The following is a 16,941-nucleotide window of genomic DNA, read 5'->3' as shown; positions in this document are numbered from 1 at the left end:
AAAGCCTTGTCTTGTCCCGAATTGGTTAACGCCTTTACGCGAGCTCCGGACGAATTCACACGTCCTGATTGTTAGAAATATAAATTTCCGCTCAGGTTTTATCTGGCGTCCCCGGCGCGAAAGCTCAATGTGCCGCCCGGCGATCCCACGGGTCGCCTAAAATCAGGGAGAACGTCCAATGACTGCTGACGTCGGTACGCTTCACACCCAAAAGACCGCCAGCGATGTGCTGGGCCTGTATTTCGTCAAGGCGGTGGTCGGAAACGCCGGCACGCCGGGCGCCCCGTTGGTCAATCTGGCCCTCTCGGTCCAGGCGGCCTCGGGCCACGTGGCTGGCATCGCCGAGATCACCCAGGCCATTCAGGGCGGCAACCACCGGTTCCCCGTGACCGGCCAGATTTATCAGACCGGCCTTGGCCCCAACCATCAACTGGTCTCGCTGCAGGGCGAGTTCGTCTACTCGGTGCCGCCGCCCGCCATCGGCTCCTTCATGGCCAAGTTCACCGCCGCCTTGTCGGTGGACCAGAAGTGGAACGGCTCGGGCGGCTTCAATTACGTGACGACCCACGTCGAAAACGTGCCGGTCAAGAACATCGCCTAGCCCTTCCAGGCGCTTGGCCCGCGTCGCCAGAACGGTGGCGCGGGCTCTTCGTCTAGCGGGCGCTGTTCGATCGCGCGAACGGCGCCAATCGCCGCCAGGCCTTGGCCTTCTCCTCGAAGGTCAGCGCCGCGTGCGCTGGACTGGAGGAGGGCAGGGCGATGGCCGGAACGCCGTCTCCGAGCAGCCTCCCTCCCAGCTTGGCGGCCGTCCCGCCGTTGAAGGCCACGACGCGCAGGCTCGGCAGGGTTTCGATCAAGGCCAGCAGGTCGTTGGCGGCCGGATCGCGGATGGCGGAGTCCAGGCTACCGGGCCGCTCGGCCTCGGCGATCACGTCCCACAGGCCCACGCCGTGGGAGAGCAGGGCCAAGAGGCGCTCCTCGTAGGGCAGCGCAACGTGCGGGGTGTCGAGCACCCGCTCCATCAGCCGCCAGAAGGCGTTCCTCGGGTTGCCGTAGTACTGGCGCGCGGCCAACGAGGCCTCGCCCGGCAGGCTGCCCAGGATCAGGACGCGCGTGTCGCCATCGACGACCGGCGGGAAGCCGCGCTTAACCGCCGCCATGGGGCGGATCGTTCCTCAGCCAGCCCGTGATCGTCAGACGCGCCGCGCCGGCATAGGGCGCGACGGGCGCCACCGAGTGGGCTCGGGGCGCGCGGAACAGGGTCAGGGTGTTGAAGGTGGGCGCGTAGCCGCGCTCTACATCGCCTTGGGCGTCGTGGAACAGCAGTTGGCCGCCCCAGTGCGGCCGCCAGGTCCGTGTCAGGCCCAGCGCGTAGGCCGCCAGGCGCTCGCCCTCGCCGGTGTCGTCGCGCAACGTCAGAAAGTCGCCGGGGCGATAGCAGGTGGCCTGGCCGTCGATCTTGCCGACGGTCGTCTCGCCCGTCACCGCCGAGCAGAAGCCGATGAAGGCCTGGCTGTTCAGGAACTTGGTCAGGGCGTGGATCGGATGGCCCGGATCGCGGCCGGCGAGATAGGCGTCGATCATCGGATAGCCGAGATAGACATAGGCGAAGCCGTCGCGCGCCCGGGCCGTGGCCGCGTGGAGCCGCCCCGCCACCGCGTCGCTACCCAGGGCCTGTCGGCGCGCGCGGTCCATCACATCGGCCTTGCCCCGCTCGTCGGAGCAGATGATGTCCCAATCGATGGTCTGTTCGAGGATGCCGGCCAGGCGATCGACCACGGCCGGCTCGAACACGTCGGGAATGCGCGCCACGCCCTCGCGGCTATAGGTCGCCGCGAAGGCGGCCGGATCGAGCGCCGGGTTCAGGCGCAGGATCGGCGCGTCATCCAAGGGCTTAGGCGTCCTGGCCGAAGACGCGCTTGAAGATCACGTCGACGTTCTTGGTGTGGTAGCCGAGGTCGAACAGATCCTCGAGCTCGGCGTCCGTCAGAGCCTTGGAAACCACCGGGTCGGCCTTCAGGAAGTCCAGGAACCGGCCCTCGCCGCGCCAGACCTTCATGGCGTTGCCCTGGACCGCTGCGTACGCGTCCTCGCGGCTGACGTCCTTGTGGGTCAGGGCCAGCATGACGCGTTGCGAGAAAACCAGGCCGCCCAGCTTGTCCAGGTTCTTGGCCATGTTGTCGGGATAGATGTTGAAGCGCTCGATGACGCCGGCCAAACGGCGCAGGGCGAAGTCGAGGTGGATGGTGGCGTCGGGGCCGATGCCGCGCTCGACCGACGAGTGGCTGATGTCGCGTTCGTGCCAGAGGGCGACGTTCTCCATCGCCGGGACCACGGCCGAGCGGACCAGGCGCGCCAGGCCCGTCAGGTTCTCGGTCAGGATCGGGTTGCGCTTGTGCGGCATGGCCGACGAGCCCTTCTGGCCCGGATCGAAGGGCTCTTCGGCTTCCAGGACCTCGGTGCGCTGCAGGTGGCGGATCTCGGTGGCCAGGCGCTCGACCGACGAGGCCACGACGCCCAGGGCCGCGAAATAGGCCGCGTGGCGGTCGCGCGGGATCACCTGGGTCGAGACCGGCTCGACGGCCAGGCCCATCTTGTCGGCCACGTGCTGTTCGACGCGCGGGTCGACGTTGGCGAACGTGCCGACGGCGCCCGAGATCGCGCAGGTGGCGATCTCGAACTTGGCCATAGCCAGGCGCTCCTTGGCGCGCTGGAACTCGGCGTAGTAGCCGGCCAGCTTCAGGCCGAAGGTGACGGGCTCGGCGTGGATGCCGTGGCTGCGACCGACGCAGACGGTCATCTTGTGCTCGAGGGCCCGGCGCTTCAGCGCCTTCAGCACCAGGTCGACGTCTTCCAGCAGAAGATCGGTGGCGCGTGACAGCTGCACGGCGAAGCAGGTGTCCAGCACGTCCGAGCTGGTCATGCCCTGGTGCAGGAAGCGGGCTTCGGGGCCGACGATTTCCGACACGTGGGTCAGGAAGGCGATGACGTCGTGCTTGGTGACGCGTTCGATCTCGTCGATGCGGTCGCTGTCCCAGACCGCGTCGCGGCCCTTCTCCCAGATCGTCTCGGCGGCGATCTTGGGAATGACCCCAAGTTCGGCCATGGCGTCGGCGGCGTGGGCCTCGATCTCGAACCAGATCTTGTACTTGGTCTGGCTGGACCAGATGGCGGCGGCTTCGGGGCGGGCGTAGCGGCTGATCATGGGCGGGCGTTTCGACCGGGCGAGCCGGTGAGTCAAGGGAAGAGGCTTATTACTTGGGCAATCCTCCCCCCAGCGGGGGAGGTGGCGCGAAGCGCCGTAGGGGGGGAGTTTCGTCGAACTTCCCCCTCCGTCGTCTCTTCGAGCCGACACCTCCCCCGTTAGGGGGAGGAATTCGACCTCAGGCTCCAGCCCGCTCCTTCATGTGCTTGACCAGCCCGATGGCCGCCAGGGCGTAGTGGACGCCGGCCCAGGCGTAGAAGCACAGCGAGACGATGATGCCCTGCTGGGTTGAGCGGGCCACCGCGCCGGCGCAGGCCTGGACCAGATCGGGCGCGGAGCCCTTGGGGGCCACGCCGCCAGGGCAAGCCGCGCCAAAGCTGGCCGCGCCCGCATCTCCGAACGATCCGACCAGGGCGTGCAGGACGCCGGTAGAGCCAGGGTTGTTGAAGTTGAACTGCGCCAGGTGGTCGATCAGCCAGCCGGTGAAGACCGGCCCGCCGCCCAGGGCGATCAGGTTGAGGAAGAAGAACAACAGGGCCGTGGCCGTGGCGCGTCGGCGCGGCTCGACCGAGTTCTGAACCACGGCGAAGGTCGGCGCCAGGTAGGTATAATGGAAGATGCCGGGGACCAGTAGGATCAGGGCCGTGGTCTGCCAGCTCGTCTGGAGATAGGCGCTGATATAGATCGGCGTGGCGATCAGCAGGCCGATGGCGGGGGTGAGAGCGTACCACTTGACGCTCTTCTTGCCGGCCCAGTCGGTCAGGAACCCGCCGACCAGCGTGCCGATCCCCGCCGAGAAGCCCATGATCAGGCCAGTGATCAGCCCGACCTGCGCCAGGCCAAGGCCATAGGTCCGCACGAAATAGGGCGGCACGAACGCGCCCGAGCCGTAGGAGCCGAACGAGGCGATGGTCACGCCCAGCACCATGTGCAGCACCGGCCACTTGCCGAACAGCACCTTGGTCACGGCCCAAAGCTCGGAGAACTCCTGGGCCATCGAGAAACCCGGCTTGGCGGCGGGCTCGACGACTAGGTCCTCGGCCTCGATCGGGCGCTCGACGATCTCGGAGTGGCCGCGCGGCGGCTCCTTGACCACCAGCTTGACGATCAGGGCCAGGAGCACGCCGGGCAGGCCGACGAGCACGAAGGCCACGCGCCAGCTGAACTCCTGGGCCAGCCAGCCGCCGGCCACGGCGCCGAACATGGTGCCTAGCGGGATGCCGAACGAATAGATCGACAGCGCCGAGGCGCGCTTCTTGGGCTCGAAATAGTCACTGATCAGCGAGTGGCTGGGCGGCGAGCAGCCGGCTTCCCCGACGCCGACCCCGAAGCGGAACAGGGCCAGCTGCGCGAAGTTGGCGGCCGCGCCGCACAGGGCCGTGAAGCCCGACCAGATCACCAGAGAGACCGAGATGATGGTGACGCGATTGTAGCGCTCGGCCAGCCGCGCGATCGGGATGCCGAGGATCGTGTAGAGCAGGGCGAAGTAGAGGCCGCCCAAGAGGCCCAGCTGGGTGTCTGTCAGCTTGAGGTCGACCTTGATGGCCTGACCGATGACGGCGATGATCGTCCGATCGATGAAATTGAAGGTGTAGGTCGCTAGCAGCAGTCCAAGGACCGCCGCCTTGTACCCGTTCGAATAAAGCGGCCGCTCGCCGCCGGACGCACGCGCGTCGGCCATCCTGACTCTCTCCCTTCAAACATTTGTTCTAATTCTTGAAGGGACTGTGACGGAGCGGAAGCCAAAGCGCCAGGGGCTAAATTCCGGGCCCAGGGCGCTCCTTGTGTTCAGGACACCATGTCGGCGGCGATGCTCTGGCGCGCGCGCCAGAACAGCCCGAACGACACCACGCCCATGAGGGCCGAGACGATAAGAGCCCACCGCACGCCCTCGGCCGATCCCATGCCCAGCGGGCCGGCGAACAGGTCGCTCAGCAGACCCACGCCCAGCGGGCCGAGGCCCAGGCCGATCAGGTTGATGATGAACAGCAGCACCGCGGCGGTCGTGGCGCGCATGGCGGGATCCACGATGCTCTGGGCGGTCGCGTAGACGGGGCCGTACCAAAGCGCGCCGAGCAGGTAGTAGGGGACCAGCAGGATCAGGGCCGGGACGGCGCCGGGCAGATTGATGGCGGCGATGTAGGCGGGAACCGCCGCCAAGGACGCGAGCGCTGGGGCGATGACGTAGGCCCGGATGTCCTTGGAGCCGTAGCGATCGGCGATCACTCCGCCCAGCCATGCGCCGATGACGCCGGCCGTGCCGCCCATCAGGCCCAGCGACAGGCCCAGGAAGCCCGCCGACTTGAGGCCGAACATGCTGGCCAGACTGGCCAACTCGGCCGTGTGATTGCGGAAGAAGAACGAGGCGGTGAACGGCGCCTGGCCATAGCCGATGAAGGCCTTGATCGCCGCGGCCAGGGCCACGAGCCAGAAGGTCTTCTTGGCCATCAGCACGGCCAGCGCGGCGCCGAAGCCGATGGGCTGGGCGGCGCGGGCGGCGAGATCGGCGGCGAGCCTTTTTCGCGGTTCGACTAGGGTGAGGGCGGCGATGATCGCGAACACCACGCCGGGCGCGCCGGCCACCATGAACGCCACGCGCCATCCATAGGCGTCGGCCACCAGTCCGCCCATCGCCATGCCGACCAGCGTGCCCAGCGGGGTGCCGATCGAATAGAAGGCGATGGCGCTGGCCCGCTTCTCCTTGGGGACATAGTCGGTGATCAGCGAGTGGGCGGGCGGGGTGCAGCCGGCCTCGCCAATGCCGACGCCGATGCGGGCGAGGATCAGGTGCCAGAAGTTCTGGGCGAAGCCGCACAGCACGGTGAAGGCGCTCCAGGCGGCTACCGAGCCGGCGATGATCAGCGGCCGGTTCTTGCGTTCGGCCAGGCGCGCGATCGGGATGCCCAGCACGGTGTAGAAGATCGCGAAGGCCAGGCCCGTCATCATGCCCAGCTGCCAGTCGGCCAGGCCCAGTTCCTGCTTGATCGGCTCGGCCAGGATGTTGACCACCTGACGATCGAGGAAGTTCAGGGTGTAGATGATCAGCAGCACCCACAGCGCGTAGCGTCGGTAGCCCGCCGACACTGGCGCGATCAGGGGCGATCCGGTTGGCGCGATGGGGGCGTCCTTGGCCATGCGTCTCTCCCTCGAACATTTGTTCTAATCGTTGAGGCCACCTTAGACGCAGGCTAAGCCGAAGGGCCACCCGGCATTTGCGTCAGCGGAGGAAAGCGCCATGGAACTCGTGATCGGCACCAAGCGGTGGTCAAGCTGGTCTTTGCGTCCCTGGCTGGCGCTGAAACGGACCGGCCAATCGTTCAAGGAAATCGAGATCGAGCTGCGGCGCGGCGACGCCACGACGCATGACATCGCCGCCTATTCGCCCAGTAAGCTGGCTCCGGCCTTGAGGGACGGCGATCTCGTGGTCTGGGACTCGCTGGCGATCTGCGAATACCTGGCCGAGAAGTTCCCAGAGGCTAAGCTTTGGCCCACGGATCCGGCGCTGCGGGCGCTGGGCCGCTCGGCCTCGGCCGAGATGCACTCGGGCTTCCAGTCGCTGCGCGGCGAGTGCCCGATGGCGCTGGACGAAGCGCCGCGCAAGCTGGACATCTCCGAGGCCACCCAGAAGGACGTCCGCAAGATCATCGAGCGCTGGAACCAGCTGCTCAAGCGGTCGGGCGGGCCGTTCCTGCTGGGAGAATGGTCGATCGCCGACGCGTTCTACACGCCGGTGGCGACGCGCTTTCGCACCTACGGGATCCATCCGTCGGACCATGGCGACGCCGGCGCGGCGGGAGCCTATGCCGAGCGCCTGCTCGAAACGCCGGAATTCCTGGAGTGGGAAAGCGCGTCGCGCGTCGGCTGAGCGACCTTAAAGGCCTTCCGGAACGCCGTTCTTGACCGGCGGCGCCTTGCAGCGGCCGGCGCGGGCCTGGACGACGTAGAACAGAGCGCGGCCTTGCGCGAAGGCGCTGTGCTCGGCCAGCGGATTGGTCGGCTGGCCGGTGGTCAGGCTGAGCGCCTGCTCGCCGCCGCCCGGCGCGGCTTGGCCGAGCGAAGCCTGGTTCCACTTGCTGAGCACGGGGGCGCAGGCGGCGACCACGGCTTCGGCCACGACTTCGCCGCTATCGCGCGAGCCGGCCAGGCTGTAGGCCCAGCGGCGCGTGCATTCGTCGACCGGCGTGGCCGGATCGGACGCGGCCATGGCGCCCGGCGCGGTCTTGAAATCGGCGCAGATCTTGGGGTTGGCCATGCCGTCGTGGTCGCGGTCTTCACAGGCGGCGAGACTAAGGGCGGCGAGGGCCAACACGGCCATCGCGGGCTTGCGGATCATCATCTGGATTTCCGTTCGATTCTAGCGGGGGCAAATCTGGACCGCGCGTTGGCTGAGGCGCCCACGCTCGTCGTAATAGGAGATGGTCGCGTCGCGGCAGACACCGCCCGACGAGGCCGAAACCTGTTGGAACGACCCGTTGCGGACCTCGCCGCTGGCGACGGGATTGCCCATGTGGTCGTAGTAGACTTGGCGCACCGGCCGCGGTTCGTCGCGCGGCGCGGGCGCGGCGCGCGAGCCGGCGTCCTGGTAGACCGTGCGGGTCCGGTGGCAGCCGCTCTTGCCGATCTCGCGACCGACCAAGGCGCCGCCGACGCCGCCGATCAGCAGGCCGCCGCCGCCTTTTGAGATCGCGTTACCGACCAGAGCGCCGCCCAGACCACCGACCACGGTTCCCGTGGTCTTGCGGCTGCGGCACGAGGCGGCGTCCGCCGTGCTGGGCGCCAGGGTCGCGGGGAGGGCGATGGCCCCGACGACCATGCCGATGATGAAAAGACGAGCCATGTCTGTTCTCGTGGTGAAGGTCCCTCGCCAGGCACAACGCGGCTTCCCTCCAGATGGATGCGTGAAGAGTCGGCTAGACGACTTGGGCGGGGGAGCGTTGGCGCGGCCAATCGTCTCGATTCACGATTAACGGCCACTTCACCACGCCTCGCGACACCGCCTTAACCAAGCCGCCCCATGCTGTATCGAAACGGGACTTGGAGGGGCGAATGGCCCAGCACGTCGAGACGCTGGTGATCGGAGGCGGACCGGCCGGCCTCACGACCGCCTACACCCTGGCCAAGGCCGGGCGGGGCGTGACCGTGCTGGAGATGGACCCCGCGCGCGTGGGCGGCGCCGCCCGAACGCTCGACTACAAGGGTGTGAAGTTCGACATCGGCGGCCATCGGTTCTTCTCGAGAAATCCCGAGATCCTGGAGCTGTGGCGCGAGATCCTGCCCGAAGGCTTTCTCGAACGGCCGCGCCGTTCGCGCATCTACTATCGGGGGCGCTTCTACGCCTTCCCGTTGCGCGCCTTCCAGGCTCTGGCCAACCTCGGTCCCTGGATGGCGGCCAAGTGCCTAGCGTCGTTCGCTTGGGCCAAGGTCAAGCCGGTCAAGCAGCCCGAGAGCTTCCGGGATTGGGTGCGCAACCACTTCGGCGAGACGCTGTTTTCGACCTTCTTCAAATCCTACGCCGAGAAGGTGTGGGGCATGAGCTGCGATGAGCTTTCGGCCGATTGGGCGCGCCAGCGTATCCGCGGCCTTGATCTCGGGACGGCGATCGCCGACGGCGTCCGGCGTTCGCTGGGCCTGCGACGCGCGAAGCCCGTCGCGACGCCGACCAAGACGCTCAGCGAGCGGTTCCTCTATCCCCGCCAAGGCGCGGGCATGGTCTGGGAGGCCTGCGCCGAAAAGGTCTCGGCCCTAGGCGGCGAGGTTCGCCTGGGCCGCCGCGTGGACGGCCTGCACTATGACAAGCTGGCGCGCATCTGGACTGTCTCGGTCGCCAGCGCCGACGGCCGCAAGGAGATCTACACGGCGGACAACGTGGTCTCGTCGGCGCCGATCCGCGAGCTGATGCAGTCGATCAGCCCGACTCCGATGAGCGTCTTCCACGCCGGCGAACTGATGTATCGCGACTTCCTGACGGTCGTCTTGATGGGCAAGCCGCGCAAGGCGCCGCCCGACACCTGGGTCTACGTCCACGATGCGTCGGTGGAGGTTGGCCGCGTGCGCAACCTCGGCGCCTGGTCGCCGGAGATGATCCCCGAGGGCGTCGAGGCGGCCCTGGGCCTGGAGTACTTCTGCTTCGAGGGGGACGCTCTCTGGTCTTTGTCGGATGACGAGCTGATCGCCAAAGCCAAGGCCGAGCTCGCCAGCATTGGCCTGATGGATATCGAGGCGATCCAGGACGCCTGCGTCGCTCGCCAGCGTAAGGCCTATCCGGTTTACGACGAGGCCTATGCCGAGCATGTCAGGATGATCCGCCTGGATCTGAAGATGCACTATCCGGGCCTGCACATAGTCGGCCGCAACGGCATGCACCGCTATGGCGACCAGGACCGCGCCATGATGACCGGCGTGCTGACGGCGGAGAACATCATCGCGGGCGAGCGCCTGCACGATGTCTGGGAGGTCGACGAGAATGCGGCGTATGAGCGTCCCGCGCTCCGCGTCGAGCGGGCGGCTCCGCGAAGGGCGGCCGCCTAGTCAAAGCTCTAGGCGGTGATTCCCCGCGCCGGCGATTGCTCGGGGTTTTGGCGTTTCGATTCGCCCGCTAGTCGTCCGACGCCCCAACAGCCGAAGTGAACGAGCGCATCGGCCAAACCCGCCATGGCGGCCAGAACGAACACGCCTGAAATCACGACAACCGCCAACGCCAACATGGAAAATCCTCCGTCTTCCTAACCAAGCGGGGGAGGGAAGCCTCCGTTCCGAATGGTACCGCGAACACCCAAAAAATCAGACAAATGGTTGACAACGTTGTCACGCTTCCAATGAATGGCGCGTCCGCGCAAAGACGGACTCACAAACATCGTCGCTTAGGGAGTGGTCCAGTGATTGCGGTGCTGAAGTTCAATCTCGGAGGCGTTCGATGAGCGACGCCGCGATCGCCAAGTCCCCGGCCAAGGGCGGGGGCGCCAAGCTGGCCATCGTCTATGTGACGTGCCTGTTCTTCATCTGGGCCCTGGTCACCAACCTGCTCGATCCGCTGCTGAAGACCATGAAGACGGTCTTCACCCTGACGCCGGTCGAAGCCAGCCTGACGGGCTTCGCCTTCTTCATCGCCTATGGCGTCATGTCGATGCCCTCGGCGGCGTTCCTCTCCAAGTTCGGCTACGCCCGCTCGGTCATGGTCGGCCTGGGCGGCATCGTTCTCGGCTGTTTCATCGCCATCGCCGCGGCCAAGCTGCACACCTTCGCCCTGGTGCTGACGGCGCTGTTCATCATGGCCTCGGGCATCACACTGCTGCAGGTCGCGGCCAACCCGCTGATCGCCTCGATGGGCCGTCCCGAGGACAGCTCGTTCCGCTTGAACCTGTCCCAGGCGTTCAACTCGCTAGGCGCGGCCTGCGGCCTCTGGTTCGGCGCTAACTTCCTGCTCAAGGGCCAGATCTTCGAGAAGGACATCACGATCACCGACGCCATGCGCGAGCAGGCCCTCGGCTTCGTGTCGAACGTCTATTTCGTGATCGGCGCGGGCCTGGCCCTGTTCATCCTGGCCATCTTCTTCGTGCGTCGTCAGATCACCGAAGCCGCTCCGAAGACCGGCCACTACGTCAACCCGCTGTCGGCCCTGTCGTCCAAGTGGGCGAACCTGGGCGCGATCGGCATCTTCCTCTATGTCGGCGCCGAGGTGGCGATCTCGCTGAACCTGCTGCTGTTCCTGGAAGAAGCGCACATTCTGAACATCCCGGCCGAGCAGGCCGGCAAGATGACGACCTTCTACATGGTCTTCGCCATGATCGGCCGCTTCGCGGGCTCCGCCCTGCTGAAGAAGTTCAAGGACTACTGGCTGCTGACCGCCGTGGCCGTGGGCGCGATCGCGCTGAGCCTGACCGTGATCCTGACCAAGGACATGGTTCCGAGCGCCCACACCGGCGACATCAACCTGATCCTGGCCACGGTCCCGATGACGACCGGCCTGATCCCGGCCTTCGCGGCCCTGCTGATCGGGCTGTTCAACTCGATCATGTTCCCGACCATCTTCACCCTGACCCTGCAACGCTCGTCGGCTCCGGCCTCGGCGACCTCGGGTCTGCTGTGCATGGCCATCGTCGGCGGCGCCTTCCTGCCGCTGGCCTTCGCCAAGATCGAGGAGATGACCGGCTCCAAGTCGCTGGCCTTCATCGCCCCGCTGGTCTGCTACGTCTACGTCCTGTGGTTCGCGCTGGTGTCCAAGAACGCCCCGACCCACGAGATCGAAGACGAAGGTGTCGCCGGCGGCCACTAGGCCCGACGGAACCGTCTCGAAAGAGCCCCGGAAGGCTTCGGCCTTCCGGGGTTTCTTTTTGCCCGATCAGTTTTCCTGAAGGCGCCTATCGAAAAACCTCGATCGTAATTCCCAGTGCGCGGCACGACATTGGTGGGCCTACGAACGAAGGAACGCCATGGCCGCCGTCCAACCCAAGAGCAGCCGCTTCATCAGCGGTTTCGGCGTCCAGGTCCTGGCCGCCATGGCCATCGGTCTGGGCCTTGGCCTGCTGGCTCGCCAGATGGGGCCGGCGGAAGGGCAGGCGGGTTACGCGCTGGCCGAGACCCTGCACCAGGTCGGCGCGATCTTCGTCCAGCTTCTGCGCGTTCTGGTGCCGCCGCTGGTCTTCACCGCCATCGTCGCCAGCATCGCCAACATCGCCCAGCTCCAGAACGCCGCCCGTCTGGTCTGGCGCACGCTCTTCTGGTTCGCGGTCACGGCGCTGATCGCGGTGCTGATCGGCATCGCCCTGGGCCTGATCCTGCAGCCGGGCCTGCACACCACGGTCGAGGCGGCGGCGGCCAAGGCGCCCAAGACCCATGGGTCTTGGCTCGATTTCCTGACCGGTCTCGTGCCCGTCAACGTCCTTGGCTTGGCGGCCTCGACCAAGATCAGCGACGCCGGCGCGGCCACCACCTCGCTGTCGTTCAACGTGCTGCAGATCGTCGTCATCTCGCTGGTGACCGGCGTCGCGGCGCTGAAAGTCGGCGAGGCGGGCGAGGCCTTCCTGAAGTTCAACGCCTCGGCGCTGGCGATCGTGCGCAAGGTGCTCTGGTGGGTGATCCGTCTGACCCCGATCGGCACGATCGGCCTGTTCGGTAACGCCGTCGCGCAATACGGCTGGACGACCCTGGGCCAGCTCGGCGCGTTCACCGGCGCGATCTATGTCGGCCTGGCCCTCGTGCTGCTGGTCGTCTATCCGACGATCCTGGCGCTGAACGGCCTGAACCCGATCAAGTTCTTCCAGGACGCCTGGCCCGCGATCCAGCTGGGCTTCGTCTCGCGCTCGTCGGTCGGCACCCTGCCGGTGACCGAGGCGGTGACCGAGACCAGCCTGGGCGTGCCGCGCGCCTACGCCGCCTTCGCCGTGCCGCTGGGCTCGACCACCAAGATGGACGGCTGCGCGGCGATCTATCCGGCGATCTCGGCGATCTTCGTGGCGCAGTTTTTCGGCGTGCACCTGGCTCTGTCGGACTACGCCCTGATCGTCTTCGTCTCGGTGATCGGCTCGGCCGCCACCGCGGGCCTGACGGGCGCGACCGTGATGCTGACCCTGACCCTGTCGACCCTAGGTCTGCCGCTGGAAGGCGCGGGCCTGCTGCTGGCGATCGACCCGATCCTCGACATGGGCCGCACGGCCGTGAACGTCGCTGGCCAGGCCCTGGTGCCGACCATCGTCGCCAAGCGTGAAGGGATTCTCGACCTCGAGACCTACAACGCCGCTCGCGTTCCCGCCGAGGCGGGGCTGATCGCCGCGGAATAGGCATGCCCCGGTTGCGCCGGAAAGCTTTAGCGGCGAGTTTGCGCGCCTCGTAAAGCGTCCCCGGGGGATTCCATGATTTTGAAGACGGCGAACGGCGGCCCGGAAGGGCCGAGCCGGCGTGGATTCCTGTCCGGCGCCGCCGCTCTCGCTGGCCTGGCCGTCGCCACGCCGCGCGCCTTCGCCCGGGGCTCGGAGCGCGTCGAGGCCTTGCTGGCCCAGATGACGATCGAAGAGAAGGCCGGCCAGCTCTCCTGTTTCGCCGACATGATCCGTCCACCGATCGGCGACATGAATCCTCTGGTCAACATCCGCAACGCCCAGACCCTTACCGCCGAGATCCAGGCGGGCCGCATTGGCGTCCTGATGAACGGCGTCGGCGCCCAGGCGGCCCTGGAAACCCAGAAAGTCGCGGTCGAGGGCTCGCGACTGAAGATCCCGCTGCTGTTCGCCGCCGACGTGATCCACGGCTTCCGCACGGTGTTCCCGATCCCCCTGGCCGAGGCCGCCAGCTTCGACCCGCATCTGGCCGAACGTACCGCCCGCGCCGCCGCGTCGGAGGCCTCGGCGTCGGGCCTGCACTGGACCTTCGCGCCCATGGTCGACGTCGCCCGCGACCAGCGATGGGGCCGTGTCGCCGAGGGCTCGGGCGAGGATCCCTATCTCGGCGAGGTGATGGCCGCCGCCCGCGTCCGCGGCTTCCAGGGCAGGGACCTCAAGGCCGACGACAGCATGCTGGCCACGCCCAAGCACTTCGCCGCCTACGGCGCGGTGATGGCGGGCCTTGAGTACAATTCGGTCGAGCTCTCCGAGGCCACGCTGCGCGAGGTTCACCTGCCGCCGTTCCAGGCCGCGTTCGCCGCCGGAGCGATGACGGTGATGTCGGCCTTCAACGACGTGAACGGCGTTCCGGCCACCGCCAACAAGCGCCTGCTGACCGGCGTGCTACGCGAGGAGTGGGGCTTCAAGGGCGTGGTCATCTCCGACTACACCTCCGACCAAGAGCTCGTCGCCCATGGCTTCGCCGCCGACGACCGCGACGCCGCGCGCCTGGCGATCCTAGCCGGCGTCGACATCAGCATGCAGAGCGGGCTTTATATCCGCTACCTGCCGGAACTGGTCGCCTCGGGCGCCGTGCCGATGGCGGTGGTCGACGCCTCGGTGCGCCGGGTCTTGGCGCTGAAGGAGGCGATCGGCCTCTTCGACAATCCTTATCGCTCGCTGGATCCCGCCGCCGAGCGCGCCCGCACCGCCACGCCGGCCCTGCGCGCCCTGAGCCGCGAGGCTGGCGCGCGGTCCATCGTGCTGCTGAAGAACAATGGCGGCTTGCTGCCCTTGCCCAAGGCGGGCAAGCGACTGGCGCTGATCGGTCCGTTCGCCGACGACCGCGACAACGTTCTGGGCGCCTGGGGCGGGTTCTTCGCCGACAAGTCCCTGAACGTCGACCTCGCCACGGGCCTGCGAGCCCAGATGGCCGATCCGGCCAGCCTGATCGTGGAGCGCGGCTCGGATATCGAGGGGACGATCGCCGGGGGGATCGAGCGGGCGGTCGCCGCCGCCCAGGCCGCTGACATCGTTCTGCTGGCGATCGGCGAGAGCGAGACGATGACCGGCGAGGCGAAGTCTCGCACGGACATCCGTATTCCGCCGGCTCAGCAGCGCTTGGCCGAGGCCGTGGCGGCGACCGGAAAGCCCGTTGTCGTTCTGCTGCGCCACGGTCGCGCCCTGGCGCTGGAAGGCCCGGTTCGCGACGCGCCGGCGATCCTGGCGACCTGGTTCCTCGGCAGCGAGATGGGCCATTCGGTGGCCGACGTGGTGTTCGGCGCGGTCAATCCGTCTGGCCGCCTGCCCGTCAGCTTCCCGCTCGATAGCGGCCAGGAGCCGTTCTTCTACAACGGACGCACCACCGGCCGCCCCGCGCCGGCCGATCCGAACGCCCAGGAATACAAGTCTCGTTGGCGCTCGATCCGGAACGACGCGCTCTATCCGTTCGGTTTTGGGCTGGGTTACGCGCCGTTCGCGGTGAGCGACCTTCGTCTCGACACGGACAAGCTCGGCTGGAACGAGACGCTGCATGTCACCGCCAAGGTTCGGAACATCGGATCCGTTCATGGCGAGCACGTGGTTCAACTCTATGTTCGCGACCGCGTCGCCAGCCGTACTCGGCCCGTCCGCGAGCTGAAGGGCTTCCAGCGCGTGTCGCTGGCGCCGGGGAACGAACGCGAGGTCCGGTTCGAGCTGCGGCGCGAGAATCTCATGTTCGTCGGCGACAATGATCATTGGGTCGTTGAGCCCGGGACCTTCGATCTTTGGGTCGCCAACTCCGCGACGGACGGTCTCGCCGCCAGCTTCGCGCTACAGCCTCCAGTTTAAGCGCCGCCCGCGAATCGCGCTTCCTGAGCCTGAGGCCAAAATATGGCTTCGATACAAAACTTTCATGGTCTGGCCAGGTCGCCTGTTGCGCGAATTCCGTGGGCGCGACCGCGATCCACTGCGTGTCAGGTGTTCCTAGGTCCTTGTCATGAAAGGGATTTGCGGGGTTTCTAGCCTCGAGGGCGACAAGACCTGGAAGAGCCGAACCCGCGGCTATTCGCTGCGGCGGCGTGTCTCGTTGAAAGGAGTTGGAAAGTAAATAAGGTTAGTCTTGCCTGGCCGAAGTGGGTGCTTGGGCGGGACGCTGCATTGGGGGGCGTCTTTCTGTTTGCATAGATGACGCGTTGCGCGCGCGCGTCCGTCAGAAGGATGGATGAATGTCGGTCTCGAGCCTTTCGGTCGCCCAAATTTCGTCGCTTTCGGTCACGGCCATCCAGTCGCTGTCGACCACCGACATCCAGTCGCTGAGCGGTACGCAGATCGCGGCCATCAGCGCGACCGGCATCGGCGCCCTGGCGAGCACCCAAGTCGCGGCCCTGAGCACGACTCAGGTCAAGGCGCTTACCACCACCCAGATTCCGAAGTTCGCGACCTCGTTGGCTTTCGACGTCACGCAGCTTCAGCAGCTCTCCACCCAGCAGGTCCAGGCGCTGACCTCGACCCAGCTGGCGTCGCTCGGCACATCCCAAATCGGTGGTCTTAGCGCGACGCAGCTTGGCGCTCTGTCGTCCGCCAACTTCTCGGTGCTCGACGCCACGCAAGTCGGCTCCCTGAGCGTCACCCAGATCAAGGGGGTCACGGCCTCCCAGGTGAAGGGAATGACGACCACCGACATCGGCGAGCTTAGTGGCGCGCAGGTGGCGGCGCTGGCCCCCGATCGCTTCGCGGCCATGACCGCGACGAATGTGTCGGCGCTGAGCGGCACTCAGGTCGCGTCGCTCACCGGCACGCAAATGAGTTCTCTGAGCGTCACCCAGATCAAGGGTCTGAACGCCACCGACGTCGGTGAGTTGTCGGCCGCGCAGGTCGGGGCCTTGTCGACGCTGCAATTGACGGCGCTGACGCCGACGTCCTTCTCGGCGCTGAATGCGACGCAGACCAAGGCGCTGTCGACCACCCAGATCCGCAGCGTCACCCTTGATCAGATCAAGGCGCTGACGACGACGGATATCGGCGAGCTGGCCGACACGCAGGTGGCGGCGCTGAGCGCCGCGCAAGTCGGGGCGCTGACCGGACCTCAAGCGGCGCAGCTGTCGACGACGCAGGTGGGGGCTCTGGCCACCACGCAGATCGCGGCCCTGACGACGACGGCGTTCTCGGCGCTGACGTCGACGCAGGTTGGGGCGCTGGCGGCGACGCAAGTCAAGGCGCTGACGACCGCCCAACTGGGCGCGCTGACGACCACGGACATCGGCGATCTTGGCGGCGCGCAGGTCGCGGCGCTGACGACGGCGCAGGTGGCGACGCTGAGCGCGACGAACGTGTCGGCGCTGAACGCGACGCAGACCGCGGCGCTGGCCGACACCCAGGTCAAGGCGCTGACGGCGGCGCAGCTGAAGGGTCTGTCGACGACGGACATCGGCGACTTCA

Annotated in this window: 13 protein-coding genes and 1 pseudogene; 7 read left to right on the top strand and 7 right to left on the bottom strand. The window is 67.1% G+C overall.

The window, feature by feature from the left end; genetic code table 11:
• The first annotated feature begins 178 nt into the window (after window positions 1-178).
• Window positions 179-601 (top strand): DUF1842 domain-containing protein, encoded by a 423-nt coding sequence (locus tag J2728_RS21215; protein WP_310002168.1) that lies wholly within the window; start codon window positions 179-181, stop codon window positions 599-601.
• Between the two features lie 52 nt (window positions 602-653).
• Here the strand turns inward: J2728_RS21215 and J2728_RS21210 are convergent, their stop codons facing one another.
• The 5 genes from J2728_RS21210 to J2728_RS21190 all read right to left on the bottom strand — a co-directional run bounded on the left by J2728_RS21210 (window position 654) and on the right by J2728_RS21190 (window position 6,340).
• Window positions 654-1,160, bottom strand: coding sequence for a DNA-deoxyinosine glycosylase (locus J2728_RS21210; protein ID WP_310002167.1), 507 nt, complete (start codon window positions 1,158-1,160; stop codon window positions 654-656).
• Complete coding sequence (locus J2728_RS21205; RefSeq protein ID WP_310002166.1) at window positions 1,147-1,890, bottom strand: 2OG-Fe(II) oxygenase; 744 nt, start codon at window positions 1,888-1,890, stop codon at window positions 1,147-1,149. The genes J2728_RS21210 and J2728_RS21205 overlap by 14 nt, the downstream gene beginning before the upstream one ends.
• Before the next feature lie 4 nt (window positions 1,891-1,894).
• Window positions 1,895-3,205: an adenylosuccinate lyase gene (purB, locus tag J2728_RS21200; RefSeq protein ID WP_310002165.1), complete on the bottom strand. Its 1,311-nt coding sequence runs from the start codon at window positions 3,203-3,205 to the stop codon at window positions 1,895-1,897.
• Window positions 3,206-3,383: 178 nt separating this feature from the next.
• The gene (locus J2728_RS21195; protein WP_310002164.1) at window positions 3,384-4,886 is read right to left on the bottom strand and encodes a spinster family MFS transporter; all 1,503 of its coding nucleotides are present in this window, start codon (window positions 4,884-4,886) and stop codon (window positions 3,384-3,386) included.
• Between the two features lie 107 nt (window positions 4,887-4,993).
• Complete coding sequence (locus tag J2728_RS21190; RefSeq protein WP_310002163.1) at window positions 4,994-6,340, bottom strand: spinster family MFS transporter; 1,347 nt, start codon at window positions 6,338-6,340, stop codon at window positions 4,994-4,996.
• A 100-nt stretch (window positions 6,341-6,440) separates the two neighbouring features.
• Here J2728_RS21190 and J2728_RS21185 point away from each other — a divergent pair, with 100 nt between their 5' ends.
• Window positions 6,441-7,070 (top strand): glutathione S-transferase family protein, encoded by a 630-nt coding sequence (locus tag J2728_RS21185; protein WP_310002162.1) that lies wholly within the window; start codon window positions 6,441-6,443, stop codon window positions 7,068-7,070.
• Window positions 7,071-7,076: 6 nt separating this feature from the next.
• Here J2728_RS21185 and J2728_RS21180 read toward each other — a convergent pair whose 3' ends face one another.
• Window positions 7,077-7,541: a hypothetical protein gene (locus J2728_RS21180; RefSeq protein WP_310002161.1), complete on the bottom strand. Its 465-nt coding sequence runs from the start codon at window positions 7,539-7,541 to the stop codon at window positions 7,077-7,079.
• A gap of 18 nt (window positions 7,542-7,559) precedes the next feature.
• Window positions 7,560-8,042: a hypothetical protein gene (locus J2728_RS21175; protein ID WP_310002160.1), complete on the bottom strand. Its 483-nt coding sequence runs from the start codon at window positions 8,040-8,042 to the stop codon at window positions 7,560-7,562.
• A gap of 209 nt (window positions 8,043-8,251) precedes the next feature.
• Between J2728_RS21175 and J2728_RS21170 the strand changes: the two genes are divergently transcribed.
• The 5 genes and pseudogenes from J2728_RS21170 to J2728_RS21150 form a co-directional block, all read left to right on the top strand.
• Complete coding sequence (locus tag J2728_RS21170) at window positions 8,252-9,733, top strand: NAD(P)/FAD-dependent oxidoreductase (protein ID WP_310002159.1); 1,482 nt, start codon at window positions 8,252-8,254, stop codon at window positions 9,731-9,733.
• A gap of 385 nt (window positions 9,734-10,118) precedes the next feature.
• A complete protein-coding gene (locus tag J2728_RS21165; protein ID WP_310002158.1) occupies window positions 10,119-11,477 on the top strand; it encodes a sugar MFS transporter in 1,359 nt (452 codons plus the stop codon).
• 157 nt (window positions 11,478-11,634) lie between these two features.
• The gene (locus J2728_RS21160) at window positions 11,635-12,981 is read left to right on the top strand and encodes a dicarboxylate/amino acid:cation symporter (protein WP_310002157.1); all 1,347 of its coding nucleotides are present in this window, start codon (window positions 11,635-11,637) and stop codon (window positions 12,979-12,981) included.
• 72 nt (window positions 12,982-13,053) lie between these two features.
• Window positions 13,054-15,351, top strand: coding sequence for a glycoside hydrolase family 3 N-terminal domain-containing protein (locus tag J2728_RS21155; RefSeq protein ID WP_310002156.1), 2,298 nt, complete (start codon window positions 13,054-13,056; stop codon window positions 15,349-15,351).
• Window positions 15,352-15,728: 377 nt separating this feature from the next.
• A pseudogene (locus tag J2728_RS21150) lies at window positions 15,729-16,941 on the top strand (ice nucleation protein); the annotation flags it as partial.

The sequence above is a fragment of the Caulobacter segnis genome (assembly GCF_031454995.1).
GTDB classification, from domain to species: domain Bacteria; phylum Pseudomonadota; class Alphaproteobacteria; order Caulobacterales; family Caulobacteraceae; genus Caulobacter; species Caulobacter segnis_E.
The sequence above is the reverse complement of the archived record's forward strand: the minus strand, read 5'-3'. Positions and strand labels throughout refer to the sequence as shown.

What these genes read in the sequence shown, in the direction of transcription:
- J2728_RS21185 (WP_310002162.1), top strand. Translation starts at nt 6,441, where the DNA reads ATGGAACTCGTGATCGGCACCAAGCGGTGGTCAAGCTGGTCTTTGCGT.
- J2728_RS21190 (WP_310002163.1), bottom strand. Translation starts at nt 6,340, where the DNA reads ATGGCCAAGGACGCCCCCATCGCGCCAACCGGATCGCCCCTGATCGCG.
- J2728_RS21165 (WP_310002158.1), top strand. Translation starts at nt 10,119, where the DNA reads ATGAGCGACGCCGCGATCGCCAAGTCCCCGGCCAAGGGCGGGGGCGCC.
- J2728_RS21195 (WP_310002164.1), bottom strand. Translation starts at nt 4,886, where the DNA reads ATGGCCGACGCGCGTGCGTCCGGCGGCGAGCGGCCGCTTTATTCGAAC.
- J2728_RS21215 (WP_310002168.1), top strand. Translation starts at nt 179, where the DNA reads ATGACTGCTGACGTCGGTACGCTTCACACCCAAAAGACCGCCAGCGAT.
- purB (WP_310002165.1), bottom strand. Translation starts at nt 3,205, where the DNA reads ATGATCAGCCGCTACGCCCGCCCCGAAGCCGCCGCCATCTGGTCCAGC.
- J2728_RS21160 (WP_310002157.1), top strand. Translation starts at nt 11,635, where the DNA reads ATGGCCGCCGTCCAACCCAAGAGCAGCCGCTTCATCAGCGGTTTCGGC.
- J2728_RS21175 (WP_310002160.1), bottom strand. Translation starts at nt 8,042, where the DNA reads ATGGCTCGTCTTTTCATCATCGGCATGGTCGTCGGGGCCATCGCCCTC.
- J2728_RS21180 (WP_310002161.1), bottom strand. Translation starts at nt 7,541, where the DNA reads ATGATGATCCGCAAGCCCGCGATGGCCGTGTTGGCCCTCGCCGCCCTT.
- J2728_RS21155 (WP_310002156.1), top strand. Translation starts at nt 13,054, where the DNA reads ATGATTTTGAAGACGGCGAACGGCGGCCCGGAAGGGCCGAGCCGGCGT.
- J2728_RS21170 (WP_310002159.1), top strand. Translation starts at nt 8,252, where the DNA reads ATGGCCCAGCACGTCGAGACGCTGGTGATCGGAGGCGGACCGGCCGGC.
- J2728_RS21210 (WP_310002167.1), bottom strand. Translation starts at nt 1,160, where the DNA reads ATGGCGGCGGTTAAGCGCGGCTTCCCGCCGGTCGTCGATGGCGACACG.